Consider the following 21206-nt stretch of genomic DNA (forward strand, 5'->3'; position numbering starts at 1 on the left):
TTCGGGTAGCGGCTCAGGCACCGACAGCGGCAGCGGATCGGGCTCCGGCAGCGGCTCCGGTTCCGGCACCGACAGCGGCTCGGGCAGTGGCTCCGGTAGTGGTTCCGGTTCCGGTACCGACAGCGGCTCCGGATCCGGGAGTGGCACGGGCGGTACCAACAACGCCGACGGCAACGGCGGTACCGGCGGTACCGGCGGCACCAACAACGCCGACCCCGGCAAGGACAAAGGCTGGCTGTTCGGCAGCAAGGAAAAGATCCACGAGCAGTTCCTCGAAAGCGCGAAGAAGTACGATCTCGATCACCCTGGTGCGATCAAGCCTGGCGAACTTCAGCAGTTCGAGGACAAGCTGGCCAAGTTCATGAAGTACACGGACGGAACTCCCGCAGGTCTCAAGGCGATGGGCTTCGATGAGGCGGGCGTCGACAAGATGACGAACATCATCAAGACGTTCACCGACCCGAACCACAGCCCTACGGCGCTCGCCGTGAAGAGCGCGATCGACATGATCCGTGGGGCCGTACTCCCCGGCGCGGCGGCCGGAGGAGCCTTCCCCGATGAGTCGCGCGGGAAAAACGCTCCCTGATCCGAGCGAGAACTGACCGAGCCCGGTGTGGGTGTCCACACAGGACACTCGCACCGGGCTTCTTCTTGCCGCCTCTCAACGAACCCGGCGACGGGCGTACCTCAGCAGCCAGACCCCCGCCAGCAACGTGGCGAAAGCCAGCGCCAGCAGATCACCGGTGTGCGAACCGGTGGAAGCCAAAGGTCCGGACGGGTGAACCGGGGGCGTCGGGTCGACCGGCGGTGTCGGATCGACCGGCGGTTCGCTTGGGGTGACCGAGGTTTCGGTCGAGCAGCCGGGTTCGTCCGGGGTGCGGCAGTTGGCGCCGGGCGTGGTGGAAGTGACCGCGTTGCGCAGCTTCCCCTCCCCGGAACCGGCGGTGACCGAATACGTCACGACGACCTTCTGCCCGACGGCGAGCTTGCCGTGCCAGCGGAGCAGCTTTCCGTTCAGCGCCACCGATCCGCCCGTGGCTTTCGCGTCACCGTTGTATGTCGCTCCACTGAGGACATTGCCCAGGTCGTCGGTCACGACGGCGTCGTCGTAGGCACCGGTGCCGGTATTGGTGATGGACAGCGTGTAGGTGACCTTGCCGCCCTGGGCGACGCTGCCCGACGGCGAAGCCGACTTCGCGATGACCATCGAGAGCACCGGGGTGCGGGTGGAACACGCGGGATCCCGCTGCCCGGACGGCGGGCAGTTGGTCCCCTCGTCACCTGCGACCGCGTTGTCCAGGAAGTGGTCCCCGCGCAAGGGTTTCGCCACGGTGACCGAGTAGGTGACGGTCGCCGTGGCTCCGGGAGCGACAGTGCCCGTCCAGGTCAGTTTCGGTTCCGTGTACGCGACGGTGCCGGCGGTGGCCTTCGCGTCCCCGTTGTAGGTCGCGTCGTCGAGGACCTTGGTCAGATCGTCCGTGAACGCGGCACCGGGATACGGCGCTTGACCGGTGTTGCGCACCACCACCGTGTACGTGACCTTGCCGCCAGGCGCGGCCACCGCCGGGGCGGCCGACTTCGTGATGCGCAACGCGGGTGTGGGCAGTTCGTTGCGGCAGTCGGGGTCCTCTGAGCCCTCTTCGCAGTTGGAGCCCGCACCGGTGACCACGTTGACCAGCCGTTTGTCGCCCTTGTTGGTCACGACGACGGAATAGGTGACGGTGGCCTTGTCACCGGGGGCGAGAGAGCCGGTCCAGGTCAAGGTCGGCGGGGTGACGGCGACCGTCACCGTGCCGGTGCTCGCTTTCGCGTCGCCGTTGTAGGTGGCGTCGTCCAGCACACCGGTGAGGTCGTCGGTGAACGACGCGGCGGGATCCGTTGCCGCGCCGACGTTTTCGACCGTCACCGTGTAGGTGATCGTGTCGCCGGTCTTGACCTCCGCAGGCGTGGCCGTTTTGCGGATCTTCAGCGACGGCACCGGAGTGACCGTCCCGCAGTCCGGATCCACCGAACCCGGCGGGCAGTTGCCGTCCGGGGTGCCGGTGACGGCGTTGGAGAGCTTCTTGTCACCGCCGGGCGGGCGGTTCACGGTGACGGAGTAGGTGATGGTGACGGTGGCGCCAGGCGCGACATCACCGGTCCAGGTCACCACCGGGGCCTCGTAGCCGGCGGTGCCGCCGGTCGCCGTGGCGTCGTCGTTGTACGTCGCGTCATCGAGGACGCCGGTCAGGTCGTCGGTGACCCGTGCTCCCGGATACGCCGCGGTTCCGGTGTTCTGGACGCGCACCGTGTAGGTGACGCGCTCGCCGGGCCGGGGAGCGGATGGTGCGGCGGTCTTGGTGATCCGCAGGGCCGCGACAGGGGTGACGGCGGAGCAGTCCGGATCCGTCGAGCCAGGCGGGCAGGTCGAATCGTCGGTGCCGGTCACAGAGTTGCGCAGCGTCCGGTCCCCGGTGGGCGGCTTGTTCACGGTCACCGAATAGGTGATGGTGACCGAGGCGCCGGCCGGAAGGTCCGCGGTCCAGGTCAGCTTCGGCGCCGTGTACGCGACGGTGCCCGCGGTGGCCCGCGCGTCCTGGTTGTAGGTCGCGTCGTCCAGGACACCGCTCAGATCGTCGGTGAACCGGGCGTCACGGTAGACGCCGGTGCCGGGATTGCTCGCGGTCACGGTGTAGGTCACGACGTCGCCGGGCTTGGCGGTGGATGGTGCCGCGGTCTTGGCCAGCACCAGCACCCCGACCGGGGTCACCGTGCCGCACGCCGGGTCCGTACTTCCCGGCGGACAGGTGGAGCCTTCCGGGCCGACGACGACGTTGGCCAGCCGCCGGTCCCCGGCGGGCGGCTTCCCCACGGTGACCGAATAGGTGACGGTCACCTCGCCGCCGGCGGCGACATCACCGAACCAGGTGAGTTTCCGACCTGGCTCGTCGAACGTGGCCGCGCCCGAGGTGGCGGAGGCGTCACCGTTGTAGGCGGCATCATCGAGGACACCGGTCAGGTCGTCGGTGAACGAGGCCCCAGGGTAGGCCGCCGAGCCGACATTGTTCACCTTCACGGTGTAGGTGACCTTGTCGCCGGGCATGGCCGAGGCTGGGCTCGCCGTCTTCTTGATCTCCAGGACGCCGATCGGGGTCACGGCGCCGCAAGCCGGATCCGTGCTCCCCGGCGGGCAGGTGGAGCCGTCCGGGCCGGTGACGGCGTTGCGCAGCACCTTGTCCCCCGCCGGCGGCGTGCCGACCTTCACCGAATAGGTGATGGTCACCGTGGTGCCGGCCGGAAGGTCCGCTGTCCAGGTCAGTCGCGGTTCCGTGTACTCGACGGTGCCCGCGGTCGCCCGAGCGTCCCCGTTGTACGTCGCGTCGTCCAGGACACCACTCAGATCGTCGGTGAACCGAGCGTCACGGTAGACACCGGTGCCGGAGTTGCTCGCGGTCACGGTGTAGGTCACGACGTCGCCGGGCTTGGCGCTCGCCGGGGCCGCGGTCTTGGCCAGCACCAGCACCCCGACCGGGGTCACCGTGCCGCACGCCGGGTCCGTACTTCCCGGCGGACAGGTCGAATCGTCGGTGCCGGTCACAGAGTTGCGCAACGTCCGGTCCCCGGTGGGCGGCTTGTTCACCGTCACCGAATAGGTGATGGTTACCGTGGCGCCCGCCGGGAGATCCGCCGCCCAGGTCAGCTTCGGCGCCGTGTACGCGACGGTGCCCGCGGTGGCCCGCGCGTCCTGGTTGTAGGTCGCGTCGTCCAGCGCTCCGCTCAGATCGTCGGTGAACCGGGCGTCGCGGTAGACGCCGGTTCCGGGATTGCTCGCGGTCACGGTGTAGGTGACGACCTGGCCCGGTTTCGCGCTCGCCGGTGCTGCGGTCTTGGCCAGCACCAGCGCACCGAGCGGGGTTTCGGTCGCGCAGTCGGGGTCCGAACCGTTTTCCGGGCAGGTGGAGCCGTCCGGACCGACGACGACGTTGGTCAGTCTGCGGTCCCCGGACGGCGGTTTGCCGACGGTGACCGAGTAGGTGACCGTCACCGTGCTTCCCGCGGCGACGTCGCCGGTCCAGGTGAGTTTCCGGCCCGGCTCGTCGAAGGTGGTGGCGCCCGTGGTCGCGGCGGCGTCACCGTTCCAGGCGGCGTCGTCGAGGACCCCGGACAGATCGTCGGTGAACGAGGCACCCGGATAAGCGGCCGGGCCGACGTTGGTCACCTTCACGGTGTAGGTGACCTTGTCCCCTGGCATGGCCGAGGCCGGGCTCGCCGTCTTCTTGATCTCCAAGGCGCCGATCGGGGTCACCGTGGCGCAAGCCGGGTCCGTGCTTCCCGGCGGGCACGTCGAGCCGTCCGGGCCGGTGACCGCGTTGCGCAGCACCTTGTCCCCGGCGGGCGGCGTGCCGACCTTCACCGAATAGGTGATGGTGACGGTCTTCCCGGCCGGGATGTCCCCGGTCCACGTCAACGTCGGGCTGTCGTAGCCGGGTTGCGCCGGAGTGGGCGTTCCATCTGCGGTGGCGGCGGCGTCACCGTTGTAGGTGGCGTCGTCGAGGACCCCGGACAGATCGTCGGTGAGCGTGACACCGGCCGCGGCCGAACCGTCGATGGTGCGGGCGGTCAAGGTGTAGGTCACGACGTCGCCGGGTTTGGCGGTGGCCGGGGCGGCCGATTTCGTGATGACGACGCCGCTGATCGGCTCGTCGGTACCGCAATCCGGGTCCGTGCTGCCTTCGGTGCAGGTGGAACCGTCCGGTCCGACGACCGCGTTGGTCAGCCGTTTGTTCCCGCCCGGCGGGTTCGCGACGGTCACCGAATAGGTGATCGTGACCGTCGCGCCCTTCCCGACGGCACCGGCCCAGCGCAGGGTCTTGTCACCACCGGTGTAGGTCACGGCGCCGGTGGTCGCGGTGGCGTCGCCGTTGTACGCCGCGTCGTCGACCACATCGGACAGATCGTCGACGGCGGTTGCGTCCGCCCAGTCAGCCGTGCCGTCGTTGGTGAGCTTGACCGTGTAGGTGACCTTCTGGCCGGGCATGGGCTTCTCGGGCGCGCTCGTCTTGACGATCTTCAACGTCGCCACGCCGACGTGCGCGGCGCAGTCCGGGTCTTTCCCGCCTTCGGCACAGTTGCTGTCCGGCACGGTCACGACGTTGTCGAGCTTCTTGTCGCCGTCTGGCGGCGAACCGACCGTCACCGAATAGGTGATCGTCACGGTCGCGCCGGCGCCGAGGTCGCCGGTCCAGGTCAGGCGCTTTCCCGCGGCGTCGTACCGGGGTTTCGCGAGCTCGGCGCCGCCGGACAGGGCCTTCGCGTCGTCGTTGTAGGCGGCGTCGTCCAGCACGCCGGACAGATCGTCGGTGACGACCGTCCCAGGCGCGGTCGCCGTTCCCTCGTTGGCGACGGTGACGGTGTAGGTGACCTTGTCGCCCGGCTTCGCGTCGGTCTTGTCCGCTTTCTTGGCGACCACGAGCCGTTTCGTCAGATCCGGGGCGATCGAGCAGCTGGCCAGGTCGGTGATCGGCCAGGTCCCGCCCGATTCGGAGGTGATCCGGCCGACCTGGTTGGTGTGCGCGTTGCCGCCGGGGACCTGCTGGGACACGCCGGTGCGCGGGTCGACCTTGTACAGCGCGCCACCGTAGTAGCCGAGGTAGATCGAGCCGTTCAGGAAGGCCATGCCGTAGTTGTTGAAACCGTTGGACGATCCGGGGCCGGTGACCTTCACCGCCTGGGTGGTCTCGCCGGTGTCCGGATCGAACCGGTAGATGTAGCTCTGCCCGCCGTAGACGATGCCGTAGTAGACCCCTCCGGAGGAGTCGACGAACAGGTCCGGGACGAGCGATCCGCCGGCGAACACGGGGTCGTTGGCCGGGACGGGCTTCAGGGTGGATCCGCGGGAGAAGGTCTTCGTGGCGCCGCTGGCGAGGTTCATCGCGAACAGCACCGGCGCCCCGCCGTTCTGCGCGCCGTAAAGCATCCCGGTGGCGGGATCGGAGCCGAGCCCGCCCCAGTTGACCCCGGCGGGAAGCTTGCGGGTCTCTCCCCCGGCGATCTCGTCGGTGACGGTGTTCGTCCCGGACACATGCTTGTAGAGCGTGAGATTCCCGGTGGTGTAGCTGGAGTAGAAGGCGGCGACCCGGCCGGTGTCCGGGTCCTTGCCCAGCGCCATGTTCGTCGACCAGTAGTCCGGCGGGGCCGCGCCCGCCCGCTTGCTGATCACCGTGTTCTGGATCTCCGCGTCACCCGAGGCTCCCGCGCGGAACTGCATGCCGGACCGGAAGTTGCTGTAGTACAGGTGGTCGCAGTCGAACGTCGACGGGTCGTTCTCGCCCTGCACCGGCCAGGTCGCCGCCTGCGCCGTCCCCGTCGAGACGAAGGCTCCGAAAAGGACGGCCGCCACCATGCCTGCCGACAAAACCCGGCGTGACAACGATTTCAGGACACGGCGCCGACGATGAGCGACGACCACGAAGAGCCTCCCGGTGGCGAGTGAACTCAGCCCGACGCTACAAGCCGCACCGCGACACTCAACTCGAAAGCCGGGGCGCCACCTGAACGTGTTCGATCATGGGTGAGCCGAAATCGGTTCCGCTCCGGCCGCGGCTGTGCTTCTGTTCGGGTCATGACTGAGCGGGTGAACATCTCCTCCGGCGGGGACTTCGAAAAGATCTTCGGCTACAGCCGGGCGGTGCGCGTCGGCGACCACATCCATGTTTCCGGGACGACGGCGCGTGAGCCGTTCCGTTCGGGGGACGCGTACGAACAGACCTCGGCCGTGCTTTCGATCATCGAGACGGCGCTGCGGGAGGCCGGTTCGAGCCTGGCCGCGGTGGTGCGGACGGTCACCTACGTGACCGACATCAAGGACGCCGACCTGGTGGCGCGGGCGCACCGCGAGGCCTTCGGTGACGTGCTGCCCGCGGCCACCATGGTCGAGGTGACGGCTTTGCTCGACCCGAAGATGAAGGTCGAGATCGAGGCCTACGCGATCGAGAAGTAGTTACTTCCCGAAGGCCCCGACCAGCGCTTCGGGAGCCTCACGCGTCGCGTAGAGCTTCCAGAAGGCGTCGGCGAAGACATCCGGGTGGATCACCTCGGGCTCGAAGTCCAGCGGGCTCGAGGTGAGCACCTGATGCGGGACGCTGCCCTCGATCAGCGCGCCGACGTTGACGGCTCCGGCGTAGACGCCCTTCTCGGCGAGCACGGCGTTCAGATTGTGGAAGTAGTTCCGCAGCGCGGCCTGTGCCATCCCCATGTTCCCGAGGAACGGCGCCGGGTGCAGGCCGGACTGACCGGCGGTGAACAGGATCGCGCCGTCGCCGCGTTCGGTCATGTCCGGCAGCACCGCCCGGACCAGCGCCACCGCGGACACCAGGAACCGGTCCAGGACGAGCCTCAAGTTCTCCGGATCGACGTCGAGTACCGGCGCGATGCCCTCGCCCATGTTCCCGCCGCCGGGGTTGAAGGCGACCGCGTCGATCCGGCCGATGGCGGTGACGGCGGCCGCGATCTGGTCCGGTTCGTAGACATCCGCGACGAATCCGCTCGCCTCGATGCCGTCGCCGTCCAATTCGGCGACGAGCGCGTCGAGGTTTCCGCTGGTACGTGCGACGAGGGCGATCCGGAACCCTTCGCGGCCGAAGCGGCGGGCGAGCGACAGCCCCAGCACCGGCCCGGCGCCGAAGATCGCGAGCGTTCGGGTCATGTGGTCCTCCCAGAAGTTAAGTTGAGGACGTCCTCAACTTCCTCGAAGGTACACACAACTTGAGGCCACCTTCAACTTGACTAGGCTGTCGTCATGAGGAAGGACGCTCAGCGCAACCGCGACCTGCTGATCGAGGCCGCCAGGGGGCTCTACGCGGCGCGCGGCCTCGACGTCGCGCTCGAAGAGATCGCCAAGACGGCGGGCGTCAGCATCGGCACGCTGTACAACCACTTCCCCCAGCGCGCGGATCTGGTGAACGCCGTGTTCGCCGACCGGACCGAGACCGTCGCGCAGCTGGCCGAACACGCGCTGTCCCTCGAAGACGCCTGGGCCGGATTGACGTCGTTCATCGAACGGGTCTGCGAACTGCAGGCCGCCGATCGCGGCTACAACGAACTGGCCTCGACGCGGCCGCCGCAGACCGAGGATCTCGAACGCGGATACGAGCTCATGACCCGTGTCGTCGAACGCGCCAAGGAGTGCGGGGCCTTGCGCGCCGACTTCACCCTCGAGGACATGGCCTTCGTGACCTGGGGGATCGCGCGCACGGTGGAGGCCACCGCGGCCGTCCGGCCGGAGGTCTGGCGGCGCCATCTCGCCCTGCTGTTCGACGGGATGCGGACGCCCGCCGCGAACCCGTTGCCGGAGCCGCCGATGCTGCCCGAAGAGCTGGCTCGGATCATGGGGGACTGCGGCTGAGGCCGTCAGGCAACCCAGGCCCCTTCCGAGGCGTGTTCTCCCCGGAGGGGATGGTCCTATGAAGACGAAGCTTCTGTTCGCTGCCCTGGTGGGGGCCCTGTTCGTAACGACGGCCTGTTCGGGTGAGGCGGCTCCCCCGCCGCCGGTGACGGTCACCGCCACGCCGACGTCCACGACGCCGGCACCTCCGTCCGGGCCGGACGCGAAGACCGTCGCGTGGCTCGACGGAGTCTGCGGAGCGGTGTACGGCTATATGAAGGCCGCCGACGAATACTCGCGTAAACAGCCGTCGGGAACCGAAGTGACCCGAGGTTCCATGAAGGAGGAACTCGGGATCCGCGCGGGATTCGCGGGGAAGGCTGTCGACGACTTGACCGCGCTACCGCCGTCGCCGATTTCCGGCGGTGACGAGGTGAAGAAGTCCCTTGTGGACCGGTTCACCACGGCAAGGGACGCTGCGGCCGCCGGGAAGCAGCGCCTGGAGAAGTCCGGGAACAGCGCCGCCATGGACGCGGCGATCCAGGCGATGGACGCCACGCAGAAGCCGATCACGGAAACCCCGGATCTCCTTCCCTCGCTCAAAATCGAGACACCGGCGCTGATGGCCGCCGCGGCCGAAGCCAAGAACTGCTCGTCTCCCCAGTAATCGAATCCCCGCGCGGGGTCCGTTCGGAAGTCCGTGAAGGCCTCCTTGAGGGACTCTGAGTCCCTCAAGGAGGCCTTCACGGACTTGCCACTCAAGAAGCGATCAACGGCGTGATCCCGCCCGCCGCGGCGAGCGCGCGATGCAGCGCGAGTTCGGCCGTCGGCCCTTCGGCCAGCACGATCCCGGTGCAGGATCGCTGATCCGTGAGGTGCCGGATCTCGTCGCCGGGGCTCGCCGTCGGATACCACTCCGGCGCACCGGGCAGGCCGGGCAGCCTGTCGAGCCCGGACCAGCCTTCGAGCACGCCTTCCTCGGCCGGGTACGCCAGGACGAACCCGATCCCCGGTCCCCCGCCGATCTCCTGGGTGAGCAGGGCGGGCTCCTCGCCCAGCGCCAGGGAGATCATCGCGGAGTAGACGTTGGTGCCCAACGACCGGCACAGCGCCTCGCCGAGCATCGCCCCGCCGATCCGGATGTTGATCTCGACCACTTCCGGCCCGTCGGCGGTGAGCACGAACTCGGTGTGCGCGAAGCCCTGCTCGTGTCCGGCGGCTTTGAGCACCTGGCCGATCCACTCGGCCAGCCCGGCAAGTTCGGCCTCGGGGAAGGCCACCGGGAACGCGGCGGCTTCCTCGCGCCGCACGGGCTCGGGCGACAACTGGCGGGAGAGGATCCCGAGCAGCCGGGTCCTTCCCTGCCAGGTGACGGTTTCCGCGCTGTAGAGCGGGCCTGCGAAGTACGGTTCGGCGATCAGATGCCCCTTGAGCGGCGTGTCCTTCGCCTCCTGCCTGGCCCGTTCGAGTTCGGCCTCGTCGCGGACCAGCCATACGCCGCGTGACGACGTTCCCGAAGAATCCTTGACCACCAAAGGGAAACCGAGTTCTTCGGCGACCATGACGGGCACCGGCCTGCCGCGGGTCAGCCCGTGGTCGTACAGCAGGTCGCGCACCGCACCCTTGTCCCGCAGCACCCGGACCGCCGCCGCGTCCGGGCCGGGCAGGCCGAGCCTGGCGGTGAGCTCCGCGCCCGGCAGCGCCCAGGTGTCGGTCGAGTTGACGATCCCGGCGAGATCCGGGATGGCCCGTAACGCGGTTTCGCAGGCCGCGATGTCGGTGGTGTCGATGTCGACGACCTCGACCCTGTCCGGCGCGAGGATGCCGAGTTCGTAGCGGTAGATGTCGCGGTTTCCGGTGAACAGCACCAGTTTCCGCCCGGCTTCCGCCGCCGCGTCGGCCAGCCTGCCGAGGCCGAAGGTGAGTGCTTCCAGCAGGACGATGGTCACGATGCCCTTTCCTTCCCGTACAACGGCTGTGCGGGTACCCCGAAGCGACGACGACGCCACTCCATCGCGGCCCACGGTAGAGCGAGGTCGTCCAGTGAGGTGATTTCCCGTGGCGCGAGCCCCGCCGGATCGACAGCCTCCCGATGGCGGGCGAAAACCCTTGCCGTGTAACGATGCCCGGTATCGGCACCGATCACGACGTGCGTCCGCTCCGGATTCCGCACCGCTTCCCAGCCCGCGACGAGGTACGCGGCGCCGGTGGAAAGCCCTGCGAAGACGGCGTGCTCGCGCATGAGGCCGATGGTCGCGGCCATGGCGTGCACGAAGTCCAGCCAGTGGATCCGGTCGTACAGTTCGTGATCGACGTTGCCGAACGGGATCGCGGAGCCGATGCCCGCGATGATCGCGTCCGGATCGGTGAACCGCTCGCTGCCGAAGGTGACGCTGCCGAACGGCTGGACCCCGGTCAGGCGGACGTCCGGATCGCGTTCGCGCAGCGACCGTGCGATCCCGCCGGTCGACGCGCCGGTGCCCACGCTGCCGACGACGGTCAGCGGCCCTGCGGGCAGCGCGCGGGCGACGATCTCGGCGACCTCGCCGTACCCCAGGTAGTGCACGGGATCGTGGTACTGGCGCATCCAGTGCATCCCCGGATTCCGTTCCAGGAGTTCGTGCACGCGCGCGACCCGGCGCCGCTGGTCGAGGCGGAGGTCTTCGGACGGCGGCATCTGGTCCACCGTCGCGCCCAGGATCTCCAACTGCGAACGCATGGTGAGATCGACGGTGGTGGACGCGACGATGTGGCAGCGCAGGTCGTAGCGATGGCAGGCCATCGCCAGCGCGAGCGCGTAGATCCCGCTGGAGCTGTCGATCAGCGTCTGTCCTTTTCGGACAGTTCCGTCGGCGAGCAGTGACCGGACCGCGCCGAGTGCCGCGTAGACCTTCAGAGTCTCGAAGCGGATCAGCACGACGTTCGGCTTCAGCCGGATCAGCGCCGGTGTCTTGATCGCGTCGGTGACGTGTTCGTGGACCGGCACGGACATCGCGGTCACCGGCCGATCGAGCGCAGGTACGCGGCCAGGGATTCGGCGCCGGCCGCGTTGCGCGGGCCACTCACGAGGTCCCCGTAGGAGACGACGTGGAACCGGTTGTCGCGCACGGCCGGCGTGTTCTTCAGCTGTGGCGCGGCTTTGACGAACGCGATCTTGTCCTTCGCGGGCTGATCGGCGTAGTCCACCACGACGATCACCTCGGGTTCGGCCTTCACCACCGCCTCCCAGCCGACGCTGCCCCAGCCGTCCTGGAGATCACGGAAGACGTTCGTCCCGCCTGCGGCGTCGATGATGTCGTTGGGAGCGGCGTGCTTCCCGGAGGTGAAGGGCTGGTCGGTGCCGGAGTCGTAGACGAACACCTTGGCGGGAGGCGTCTTCGGCGCACCGGCGCGGACCTTGTCGAAGCGTCCCTTGAGTTCCGAGACCAGTTCGTCGGCGCGCTGGCGGACGCCGAAGATGTCGCCGAGGTTGCGCAGGTCGGTGTAGAGCGCCTCTAGCGGGGTCACCTCGGCCTTCGCGGCCGGATACTCCCAGCAGGTCTCGGTGTGCAGGTAGCTCGCGATGCCGACCTGGTCCAGCAGCTTCGGGGTGATCCCGCGTTCCTCGCTGAAGCCGGAGTTCCAGCCCGCGATCACCCAGTCCGCCTTGGCGTCGACCAGGATCTCGCGCGTGACCCGCGAGGTGCCGAGCCGTTCGACCTTGGCGTAGTCGTCCTTCCACGGCGAACCCGCGATCGACGGATCGCCGAGCGAGTTCATCACGTACCCGCGCATCCGGCCGGCGAGCCCGAGCGCGAACATCTTCTCGGCACCGGAGACGTCGTAGGCCACCGGACGCTGCGGCGCCGGGAAGGTGACCTGCGCGCCGCAGTTGGTCACCGTGGCCTGTGCCGGTGCGGCCGGTCCGGCCTCGACCTGGGCACCGCAGGCACTCAGGAGCAGTGCCGCGGCGAAGAGCGCGGTCACCCTGGACGGCTTCATCGTGAGATCCCCTCGGTTTCATCGGCGGGAAGGTCGTAAAGCAGCTGGAGCGCACCGGTCACGGGATGGGTCACCCTGGTGACCTCGACGCCGAACACGGCGCGGACCGTTCCGGGCGTGAGCACTTCGGCCGGGGTGCCGCAGGCGGCGAGCGATCCGCCGCGCAGCAACGCGATCCGGTGACAGACGGCGGCGGCGAGATTGAGGTCGTGCAGGGCGACGAGCACGGTGAGCCCGCAGTCCCGCAGGAATTTCAGCAGTTCCACCTGGTGCCGGACGTCGAGGTGGTTGGTCGGCTCGTCGAGGACCAGCACCTCGGGTTCCTGCACGAGCGCCCTCGCCACCAGGACCCGCTGCCGTTCGCCACCCGAAAGCGTCAGGACACTGCGCTGGGCGAGGTGCGTGATGTCCAGCCGTCGCAACGCGTCCCGGCACAGCGCGCGCTCGCGGGCCGAAAGCCGGAGGTTGCCGCGCTGATGCGGCGACCGGCCGAGCGCGACGACCTCCTCGACGGTGAAGTCCAGATCCGCCCGGCTGTCCTGGGTGAGCGCGGCGATCCGGCGGGCGGTGTCGCGCAGGCCCTGCTCGGCGAGGTCGGTGCCGTCGAGCAGCACCGCGCCGCCCGACGGCGTCAACGCCCGGTAGACACAGCGCAACGCGGTCGACTTGCCGCTGCCGTTCGGGCCGAGGAGGCCGACGACCTCGCCCGCGCCGACGTCCAGGCACAGTTCGCGGATCAGCGTCGATCCGGCCACCTCGACGGAAAGTTCGTTCAGGGACAGCATCAGCGCCCCCCGAACGCGTAGCCGCGGCGCCGCATCACGACGAGGAACACCGGCACACCGATCAACGCGGTGATCACGCCGAGCGGCAGCTCCTCCGGCGCGACGAGGGTGCGGGCGAGCAGATCGACCCACACCAGGAAAACCGCGCCCACCAGCGGCGCGAGCGCCAGCACGCGGCGATGCCCCGAACCGGCGACCATCCGCACCACATGCGGCAGGACCAGCCCGACGAACCCGATCGACCCGCTCACCGCCACCAGCAGCCCGGTGACGACCGCGGTGAGCAGGAACAGCCAGCGGCGCAACGCGGCCGCGTCGGTGCCGAGGCTCATCGCGGTCTCGTCACCCATGGACAGGACGTCGAGTGCGGTGCCGTAGCGCAGCAGGACCACGATCGCGACGGCCACCCCGAACGCGGCCAGCGGCAAGGACGCCCAGGTCGCCGCCCCGAGGCTGCCGAGCAGCCAGAAGAGCACGGTCTGCGCGGCCTGGCCGTTCGGCGAGAGGTAGACGAGCACGCTCATCACGGCCTGGAAGGCGTAGGTGAGCGCGACCCCGGTGAGCACGAGACGCAACGGCGTCAGGCCGAATTTGCTGCGGGCGGCCAGATAGACGAGCGCCGTCGCGCCGAGCGCGCCGAGGAACGCGGCTGTCGACAGCGCCAGCACGCCGAGCCCGGCGAACAGGCCGAACACCACGACGGCGGCGGCTCCGACCGAGGCACCCGAGGAGATACCGAGCACGAACGGATCGGCGAGGGCGTTGCGGACCAGGGCCTGCACCGCGACCCCGACCACCGCGAGCCCGGCGCCGACCACGGCCGCGAGCAGGACCCGCGGGGTGCGGACCTGCCAGACGATCGAGTACCCGGTGACCTCGTCGCCGGTGATGGTGCCGCCGGTGATGGCCTTTCCCAGGTAGCGCAGGACATCCGGGAGTGCGACCGTGGTCGGGCCGAGCGCGACGCCCGCGATCAGCGAGATCACGAGCGCCCCCGACAGCAGGAGCACCGGGCCGGTCAGCCGGAGCGGGCGGGCGGTGTCGTCGTCCGGTTCCGCGAACAGGCGGAGCGGTTCAGCCGTCACGTTCACCACGCACGATCAGGCGACGCGCGTGGTTGTCGTAAGGCGAGCCGTCGAAATCGCCGAAGCATTCGACGCCGCTGAAGCCCGCCGACTCGAACAGTGCCTTCAGCTCCGCGGCGCTGTAGAGGAAGGACAGGATCGACGCCTGCCTGGCGACACCGTCGCGGACCAGGGTCCACTCGGTCTTGAGGCGGGTCCAGTCGTCGAGGATGGTGTCGCGCATGAACACCGTCCCGCCGTCGACGTCGACCGCTTTCGGGCGGCCGACCCAGCCGGCCAGCACCTCCTTGCCGAGGACGTCGATGAGCAGCCTTCCACCGGGCGCGAGGCTGGCGTAGGCGTTCCGCAGCACGGTGAGGTTGTCACCTGGCTCGGTGAAGTAGCCGAACGACGTGTACATGTTGATGATCAGGTCGTACGCGCCGGGCTCGACGTATTCGAGCATGTCGGCCTGGACCAGCTTCACCGCGACTCCCGCGCTTTCGCAGGCCTCGCGCGCGCGTTCGAGCATGGCCGGGCTGAGGTCGACACCGGTCACGTCGGCGCCCTTCCTCGCCAGCGGCACGACGTGGATCGCCGGTCCGCACGCCAGATCCAGCACCTTCGCGCCGTCGGCGACCTCCAGCAGCGGTGATGTGGCCGTCAGGCGTTCGGCCTCTTCGGCCCGGCTGGGCGGGAACATCACGTCCGCGAAGCCGACCCACAGGTCGTCGTCCTCGTACCAGTGCATCTCTCTCCGCTCGCCGGGCCGCACGATTCAGCCCCACAAGTCGTCGGAGGATCGTCTTCGGTTCCCGGTGTTCCCGCCTTTCTCGTGGAGTGATCACTGACTACCGTCGGCGTATGACTCTCGTACCGACGGTCGACCTGAGCACCTGGGCCGACGGCGATCGCGCGAAGCTCGCGCACGCCGTCGACGAGGCTTTGAAACGTGTCGGGTTCCTGCAGGTCATCGGGCACGGAATCCCGCGGGCGACGATCGACGACATGCGCGAAGCGACCGCCGCCTTCTTCGCGCTCCCTGTCGAGGAGAAGCTCCGCTGCGCGCCCGCCGACCGCGCCTCGGATCGCGGGTACGCGGCCGAAGGCACCGAAGGACTGGCGTACAGCCTCGGCGAGACGACGCCGCCCGACCTGTCAGAGTCCTTCGTCATCGGCGCGGAAGAAATCGACGGCGAGGATCCGTATGGTTTCTTCGCCCCCAACATCTGGCCGGGCCTGCCGGAGAGCCTGAAGCCCGCGCTCACCGAGTACGAGGCCGAAGCGCACCGTGTCGCGCGGGTGCTGCTGGAGATCTTCGAAAAGGCACTCGGGCTCCCGGACGGCCACCTCGGCGCGTACACCCGGCATCCGACGCGCACCTTGCGGGTCAATCACTTCGAGCGCCGCGCGGGAGCGCCCGAACCGCTGCCGGGCCAGATGCGGCTCGGCGCGCACACCGACTACGGCATCGTCACCGTCCTCTACGCCGATCCCGTCCCCGGCCTGCAGATCCACGGCCCCGACGGCACCTGGCACGACGTCATCCCCGACGAAGGCGCGCTGGTGGTGAACCTCGGCGACCTCACCGCGCAGTGGACCAACGACCGCTGGCGCTCCACGCTGCACCGCGTCGTGCCGGGTTCCTCACGACGGCGGAGCGTGGCGTTCTTCTTCGACGGCGACCACGATGCCCGGTTCGAATGCCTTCCGACCTGCCATTCTCCCGGAAACCCGCCGAAGTATCCGCCGGTCCTCGGCGGCGCGCACCTCTACGCGAAGATCACCGGCGGGCGAACTCTCGAACCGGCCGACGCGATGAACACGGCCGCCGGCCGGAACTGAGGAAGAATCGCCGTCGAACGATGTCCGGTCCGGTCCGGCGGCTCCGACGTCCCCGGCAGAAGGCACCGGGGCGGTGCCCGCCGAGAGGAGACAACCGTGAAGTACATGATCATGATGATGGGGTCGCAGAAGGATCTCGAAACCATGGCAGGCACCTGGAGCGCCGACGACGCCACGGCTCTGCACGAGTTCATGGGCAAATGGAACAACGACCTGGTCGAGACCGGTGAGTTCGTCGACGCGCAGGGCCTCTCCCAGCCCGCGCACGCGCGCCGCATCTCCCTGCGCGACGGGGCCCCGGTGGTGACCGACGGGCCGTACGCCGAGACGCAGGAGGTCCTGGTCGGCTACACGGTCGTCGACTGCGCGAGCTACGACCGCGCGACCGAGATCGCGGCCCAGCTGGCGAACACCCCGTTCCCGGAGGACAACGGCCTCGATCGCGAGTGGTACGTCGACATCCGGCCGTGCGCCGACAGCTTCGAAGAACTGGAACTCTAGATGCCGGACACCGGTGTCGAGGACCTGCTGCGCGAGCTGGCTCCGCAGGTCCTCGGCGCCGTCGTCCGCCGGTACGGTCATTTCGACCTGGCGGAGGACGCGACCCAGGAGGCGCTTCTCGCGGCCGCGACGCAATGGCCGGCCGAGGGTCGTCCGGACAACCCGCGCGCGTGGCTGATCACCGTCGCCTCGCGGCGGCTGACCGATCTGCTGCGCGCCGAGCAGGCACGGCGCCGTCGCGAGGACGCCGTCGTGCACCGGACCTTGCCGGAGGAACACCTCGCGCCCGCGGCGGACCGGCGTGCCGCCGACTCGGACGACACGCTCATCCTGCTCTTCCTGTGCTGCCACCCGTCGCTGTCGCCCGCGTCGCAGATCGCGCTGACACTGCGGGCCGTCGGCGGTCTCACCACGGCGGAGATCGCCCGCGCGTTCCTGGTCCCCGAGTCGACGATGACGCGGCGGATCAGCCGCGCGAAGACCGGTATCAAGGCCAGTGGTGTCCCTTTCGGCATGCCGAAGGAGGACGGCAGGCTCGACGCGGTGCTCCACGTGCTGTACCTGATCTTCAACGAGGGCTATGCCAGCACGTCGGGCCCCGAACTGGTGCGGAGCGGGCTTTCCGCCGAGGCCATCCGGCTGGCCAGAATCGTCCACCGGCTGCTGCCGGACGACAGCGAGGTCACCGGGCTGCTCGCGCTGATGCTGCTCACCGACGCCCGCCGTCCGGCGAGGACGGGGCCGGACGGCGGGCCGATCCCCATGTCCGAACAGGACCGGAGCCGGTGGGACAGCGAGTACGTCAAGGAAGGCATCGCGCTGCTGTCCGAAGCACTTCCGCGGGGGCCGACCGGGCAGTTCCAGATCCAGGCGGCGATCGCCGCGCTGCACGACGAGGCGCCGAGCGCAGCCGAAACCGATTGGCCGCAGATCGAGGCACTCTACGGACTTCTGCTGCGGCTTTCCGACAATCCCGTGGTGGCGCTGAACCACGCCGTCGCCGTCGGGATGGCTCGTGGACCGAGAGAAGGCCTGGCTGCCTTGGGAAAGCTCGGCGACCGGATCTCCGGAGACCACCGGTTCCACGCCGCCCGTGCGCATCTGCTGGAGATGGCGGGGGAAGCGGCCGAAGCCGTCGAGTCCTACGAGGAGGCGGCGCGGCGCGCTACAAGCCTTCCGCACCAACGCTATCTGCACTCACGCGCCGCCCGCCTGCGCTGACACGATTCGGCGCCTGCCTGCGATCACTCATCGCAGGCAGGCGCCGAATCGTGGTTTTCTAGCAGCTGAGCAGAAGGCCGGTGATCGCCGTGCAGGTCGACGACGCGGTGTTGTTGGCCGCGTTCGGGTCGGCGACCGAACTCTGCGTGATCTTCGCGGTCGTCTTGACCGGCCCGAGGGTCAGCAGTCCGGCGCCCACCGAGAACTTGGCCGTGGCGCTGGCTCCGGACGCGAGCGACGAGAAGTCACAGTTGACGGTCTTCGTACCGCTCGGGTTCGAACACGTGGCGGAGCCGGTGAAGTTCAGCCCGTTTCCGAGGGTCGACACCACCCGGACGCCGGAAGCCGTCGCCGGGCCCGCGTTCGTGACCTTGACCGTGTAGTCGATCGACGACGTCAGGATCCCGCGCGGAGACGCCGTGAGCGTGACACCGAGGTCGGCGGCGCTCGGCGTGCCCGTGACGGTCAGCACCGGGCCGTCGAGGATCTCGAAGCTGTAGTTGTCACCGACGAACTGGTGCTGCGTCGTGACACTGCCCAGCGGGGCGTCGTCCTTGACCCGGAAGGTGAACACCACGGTCTTGCTCTGGCCGGGGGCCACCGAGCCGACCCCGCCGCGGATGCTGCCACCGAGCATGTCGCAGGCGAACGCGCCGGGGCAGGACACCAGGTCGACGATGGCGGGCAACGAGGATTCTTTGCCGTACAGCGTCGCTTTGCCACCTTCGATGGTGGACGTCGCGTCGGCGTTGTAGACGGTCTGCGAGACGGTGAATGTCTGTCCACGTTGGACAGTTGTCGGCGAGATCTCCACCGCGCTGGTCGGCGGGGCGGCGACGGCGGAGGCCGGCGCGACGAGCATGATCGTGGCCACCGCGGCCACCATGGACAGCAGGGAGGCTCTTCGAAGCTTCATCGGTTCTCACTATTCCGGTCGGGGGCGTCGAGCCGATCGGTGCGGACAAAGATCAGTCGCCCCGGAACGGACATTCGTTACCGGTGTCTCCCGCCAGGTGGCCTGACGATCTCACCCACTCGGAGTAGTCCCCTCACATGTCCGCAGGTCGCACCTTTTCGAGCTGTGACAAATCACCGCGGAGCGCCGGGAGCAGTTTCGCCTCCTCGTAGGCGAAATGGTCCTCGAGGCCATTCGCGACCCGCTCGAACTCCTCGCGTAACGCGGCGCTTTCGAGTTCTCCGTTGCCCTGCAGTAACTCGTCGAGATCGAGCAACGCGCGCGACACGGTTTCATGCTCCGCGCGCAGCCGGTCGAGGACCGGCGCGAGTCCGGGAAGGGCCTTTTCCATCGCGGTGAACGCGCCGTCCTCGCGGAGGTGGTGCATGCGCAGGCCGTTGCAGAAAGTCACGCAATGGCCGAGCAGTTCGCGCCGCAATCCGGACCGGCCCGAAACCGGCGCGCCGTCGAGTTCGGCCCGCGCGGCCGCCAGCGCCTTGCGGAGTTCGCCGTGGTGGACGAGCAACTGACCGGCGATCGCCCTGGCCCGAGCGGCGTCGACTTCCAGCAGGTGCAGCGTGAACCCCCGCTCCCCGCCTTCGAGCGGCACGGCATACGCGGCGTGCGGCCGCCCGTCGATTTCGAGTGTCGCTTGTGGACTGACGAGAAGGTCCGCGTACCAAGGCGAATCGACGTCCGGCGCGTACGCCAGATACCTGCTCCCGGACCGGCGGCAGTCGACGGAGGTGGTGCGGGGACGCCCTGTTCCGGCGTCGGCGGTGGTCATCAGCAACGGGACTCCCCAGGTAACATCGTCCTGAAAGCTATTTTGCTTTGCAAGCAAAGCCTCTTTGCTTGCAAAGGTATCCAGGAGGGTGGCCGGTGTCAACCGAGGACATGGAAGTCGACGACGCCGTGCGGGCCTTGCTGCTGCTCATGCCACGGATGGTCGGCCGCGCGAAGCGGATCAAGATCCCCGACGAGCTCCAGTCGTTGTCGCTGGCGCCACGTCATCTGTCGCTGTTGTCGTACCTGCTCTTCGACGGGCCGATGACGGTGAACGAACTGGCCGAACGGCTCGAGGTCGCCCCGACCACGGTGAGCCTGATGGTCGGCGAACTGAGCAAGAAGGACGTGCTCGACCGGCGCGAGGACGAGGCGGACCGGCGGCGGCGGATCGTCGCCATCACCGAACGGATGCGGCCCGCGATCGACGGCTGGCTCGCGCAGGGCGCCCGCGCCTGGCAAAAGGCGCTCTCGCCGCTGACCCCGGCCGAGCGACGGCTGTTCATCACCACCCTGCGGGCCTACGAGGACGGGCTCACCGACTAGGAGGACCGGCGCGGTCCTTACTCATGCTCGGCGGAACCGTCGGCGATCCGGCGCGGCAGGCGCGTCAGCACGATGGGCCTGCACGCACCCGAATCGGCGACGACCGTCCGCGTCCGCGACGGCAAGGCCCTGCTCACGGACGGCCCGTTCGCCGAGACGAAGGAACAGATCGGCGGCGTCGTCGTCCTCGAATGCGAAAACCGTGAACAAGCTGTCAAGTCGGCGGGAAGTCACCTTTGGGCGGCCATCGGGACGATCGGGATCCGCGAGCTGCTCTAGCCGGTGATCCGCACGGTGACCTGATTGTCGGCGTAGGTGTAGGCCACGTATTCGAATTCGACGCCGGTGCGTTCGACGTATTCCAGCCAGGCCTTGTGTTCGTGCCGCTGCCAGCCGGGGTAATTGAAGAACTCGTCGAAGTGCACGATGCTGCCCGGCCGCAGCCGCGGGCCCGCCAGATCCAGCACGGTTTTCGCCGAGCTGTACAGATCGCCGTCCACGTGAAGGAAATCGACGACGCCTTCGTGTCGCTCCAGAAAGCCGGGAAGCGTGTCGGCGAAGAGTCCGACGACGAGTTCGGCGCCGGGGACGTCCGGCAGATCGTCGCGCGCGAACGCGCCGGCGGGCATCCCGTTGAGCCAGTTCTCCGGCAGGCCCTGGAACCAGTCGAACCCGTAGGTCTCGGCTCCGCCACGCGCCTTGGCGATCACGCGCAGCGTGTTCCCGCTGGCGACACCGAATTCGAGGGCCATTCCCCCTGACGGGGCAAGGGAAAGCGCGTACGCCAGAGTCTCTTGTGGACGCGCGAAGTGCTTGGTCCCGGTCAGATACTCACGGGCGAAGCGGTTGCTGTCCCGCGCGGCGTCCTGATCACCGGCGTAGATGATGTCGCGGCGGCTCCGGATTTCGAACTCGATGACGCGATCGAAACAGCGATCCCCCTGCCTGATTATCTCCGCGCGCAGGTCCGCGGCGATCCGTTCCAGTTCCGCCGGATAAGGATCATGGAATCGCCGGGCGAGCCTGTGCAGGCCCCGGCCGACGGTGCCGCGGGCCGATCGGCCCAAGGTCTTCAGGGCTGAATGGCGTACCAGGTGAAGCATTCCGGGAAGATACACCAGCACCATTCGGGTGAACGGAACCAGAACGCCGGGGCCGGT

General features: G+C 68.7%; 20 protein-coding genes. 9 read left to right on the forward strand and 11 right to left on the reverse strand.

Annotated elements, in window-relative coordinates:
• A partial coding sequence (locus AMYAL_RS49855; protein ID WP_039793913.1) for a hypothetical protein occupies nucleotides 1-586 on the forward strand: 586 nt, incomplete at its 5' end.
• A 75-nt stretch (nucleotides 587-661) separates the two neighbouring features.
• On the opposite strand, the gene AMYAL_RS0110220 is transcribed toward AMYAL_RS49855, so the two are convergent.
• Entirely contained in the window at nucleotides 662-6409 is a 5748-nt protein-coding gene (locus AMYAL_RS0110220; protein WP_026466927.1) for a DUF7927 domain-containing protein, read from the reverse strand.
• 192 nt (nucleotides 6410-6601) lie between these two features.
• Here AMYAL_RS0110220 and AMYAL_RS0110225 point away from each other — a divergent pair, with 192 nt between their 5' ends.
• A complete protein-coding gene (locus tag AMYAL_RS0110225; protein WP_245192862.1) occupies nucleotides 6602-6979 on the forward strand; it encodes a RidA family protein in 378 nt (125 codons plus the stop codon).
• On the opposite strand, the gene AMYAL_RS0110230 is transcribed toward AMYAL_RS0110225, so the two are convergent.
• Nucleotides 6980-7684: an SDR family NAD(P)-dependent oxidoreductase gene (locus AMYAL_RS0110230; protein WP_020631211.1), complete on the reverse strand. Its 705-nt coding sequence runs from the start codon at nucleotides 7682-7684 to the stop codon at nucleotides 6980-6982.
• A 93-nt stretch (nucleotides 7685-7777) separates the two neighbouring features.
• Between AMYAL_RS0110230 and AMYAL_RS0110235 the strand changes: the two genes are divergently transcribed.
• On the forward strand, nucleotides 7778-8383 hold the full coding sequence (locus AMYAL_RS0110235; protein WP_020631212.1) for a TetR/AcrR family transcriptional regulator: 606 nt from the start codon (nucleotides 7778-7780) through the stop codon (nucleotides 8381-8383).
• 58 nt (nucleotides 8384-8441) lie between these two features.
• Nucleotides 8442-9029 (forward strand): hypothetical protein, encoded by a 588-nt coding sequence (locus AMYAL_RS0110240; protein WP_020631213.1) that lies wholly within the window; start codon nucleotides 8442-8444, stop codon nucleotides 9027-9029.
• Between the two features lie 91 nt (nucleotides 9030-9120).
• On the opposite strand, the gene AMYAL_RS0110245 is transcribed toward AMYAL_RS0110240, so the two are convergent.
• From AMYAL_RS0110245 to AMYAL_RS0110270, 6 genes are read right to left on the reverse strand one after another with little or no spacing between them, the layout of a single operon-like run.
• A complete protein-coding gene (locus AMYAL_RS0110245) occupies nucleotides 9121-10311 on the reverse strand; it encodes an ATP-grasp domain-containing protein (RefSeq protein WP_020631214.1) in 1191 nt (396 codons plus the stop codon).
• Nucleotides 10308-11363, reverse strand: coding sequence for a cysteine synthase family protein (locus AMYAL_RS0110250; RefSeq protein WP_020631215.1), 1056 nt, complete (start codon nucleotides 11361-11363; stop codon nucleotides 10308-10310). Before AMYAL_RS0110250 ends, AMYAL_RS0110245 begins: the two co-directional genes overlap by 4 nt.
• On the reverse strand, nucleotides 11360-12343 hold the full coding sequence (locus AMYAL_RS0110255) for an ABC transporter substrate-binding protein (RefSeq protein ID WP_020631216.1): 984 nt from the start codon (nucleotides 12341-12343) through the stop codon (nucleotides 11360-11362). The genes AMYAL_RS0110250 and AMYAL_RS0110255 overlap by 4 nt, the downstream gene beginning before the upstream one ends.
• Nucleotides 12340-13128 carry an ABC transporter ATP-binding protein gene (locus AMYAL_RS0110260; protein WP_020631217.1) on the reverse strand — a complete coding sequence of 263 codons (789 nt, stop codon included), beginning with the start codon at nucleotides 13126-13128 and terminating at the stop codon, nucleotides 12340-12342. Before AMYAL_RS0110260 ends, AMYAL_RS0110255 begins: the two co-directional genes overlap by 4 nt.
• Nucleotides 13128-14222, reverse strand: coding sequence for a FecCD family ABC transporter permease (locus AMYAL_RS0110265; protein WP_020631218.1), 1095 nt, complete (start codon nucleotides 14220-14222; stop codon nucleotides 13128-13130). The genes AMYAL_RS0110260 and AMYAL_RS0110265 overlap by 1 nt, the downstream gene beginning before the upstream one ends.
• Nucleotides 14203-14943, reverse strand: a complete 741-nt coding sequence (locus AMYAL_RS0110270) for a class I SAM-dependent methyltransferase (protein WP_020631219.1) — start codon at nucleotides 14941-14943, stop codon at nucleotides 14203-14205. The genes AMYAL_RS0110265 and AMYAL_RS0110270 overlap by 20 nt, the downstream gene beginning before the upstream one ends.
• Nucleotides 14944-15056: 113 nt before the next feature.
• Here AMYAL_RS0110270 and AMYAL_RS0110275 point away from each other — a divergent pair, with 113 nt between their 5' ends.
• From AMYAL_RS0110275 to AMYAL_RS0110285, 3 genes are all read left to right on the forward strand, one after another.
• Nucleotides 15057-16037, forward strand: a complete 981-nt coding sequence (locus AMYAL_RS0110275) for an isopenicillin N synthase family dioxygenase (RefSeq protein WP_020631220.1) — start codon at nucleotides 15057-15059, stop codon at nucleotides 16035-16037.
• A gap of 105 nt (nucleotides 16038-16142) precedes the next feature.
• Nucleotides 16143-16538 carry a YciI family protein gene (locus tag AMYAL_RS0110280; protein WP_245193380.1) on the forward strand — a complete coding sequence of 132 codons (396 nt, stop codon included), beginning with the start codon at nucleotides 16143-16145 and terminating at the stop codon, nucleotides 16536-16538.
• Nucleotides 16539-17759: an RNA polymerase sigma factor gene (locus AMYAL_RS0110285; protein ID WP_020631222.1), complete on the forward strand. Its 1221-nt coding sequence runs from the start codon at nucleotides 16539-16541 to the stop codon at nucleotides 17757-17759.
• A 58-nt stretch (nucleotides 17760-17817) separates the two neighbouring features.
• Here the strand turns inward: AMYAL_RS0110285 and AMYAL_RS0110290 are convergent, their stop codons facing one another.
• Nucleotides 17818-18645: a CARDB domain-containing protein gene (locus tag AMYAL_RS0110290; RefSeq protein WP_020631223.1), complete on the reverse strand. Its 828-nt coding sequence runs from the start codon at nucleotides 18643-18645 to the stop codon at nucleotides 17818-17820.
• Between the two features lie 163 nt (nucleotides 18646-18808).
• The gene (locus AMYAL_RS0110295) at nucleotides 18809-19501 is read right to left on the reverse strand and encodes a nitroreductase/quinone reductase family protein (RefSeq protein WP_020631224.1); all 693 of its coding nucleotides are present in this window, start codon (nucleotides 19499-19501) and stop codon (nucleotides 18809-18811) included.
• A 110-nt stretch (nucleotides 19502-19611) separates the two neighbouring features.
• Between AMYAL_RS0110295 and AMYAL_RS0110300 the strand changes: the two genes are divergently transcribed.
• Both AMYAL_RS0110300 and AMYAL_RS45825 read left to right on the forward strand, forming a co-directional pair.
• Nucleotides 19612-20046, forward strand: a complete 435-nt coding sequence (locus AMYAL_RS0110300) for a MarR family winged helix-turn-helix transcriptional regulator (protein ID WP_020631225.1) — start codon at nucleotides 19612-19614, stop codon at nucleotides 20044-20046.
• Nucleotides 20047-20118: 72 nt separating this feature from the next.
• On the forward strand, nucleotides 20119-20325 hold the full coding sequence (locus tag AMYAL_RS45825; protein WP_020631226.1) for a YciI family protein: 207 nt from the start codon (nucleotides 20119-20121) through the stop codon (nucleotides 20323-20325).
• Here AMYAL_RS45825 and AMYAL_RS0110310 read toward each other — a convergent pair.
• On the reverse strand, nucleotides 20322-21149 hold the full coding sequence (locus tag AMYAL_RS0110310) for a class I SAM-dependent methyltransferase (RefSeq protein WP_245192866.1): 828 nt from the start codon (nucleotides 21147-21149) through the stop codon (nucleotides 20322-20324). The genes AMYAL_RS45825 and AMYAL_RS0110310 overlap by 4 nt on opposite strands.
• Nucleotides 21150-21206: the final 57 nt, after the last annotated feature.

The sequence above is a fragment of the Amycolatopsis alba DSM 44262 genome (genome assembly GCF_000384215.1).
In the GTDB taxonomy this organism is placed as follows: domain Bacteria; phylum Actinomycetota; class Actinomycetes; order Mycobacteriales; family Pseudonocardiaceae; genus Amycolatopsis; species Amycolatopsis alba.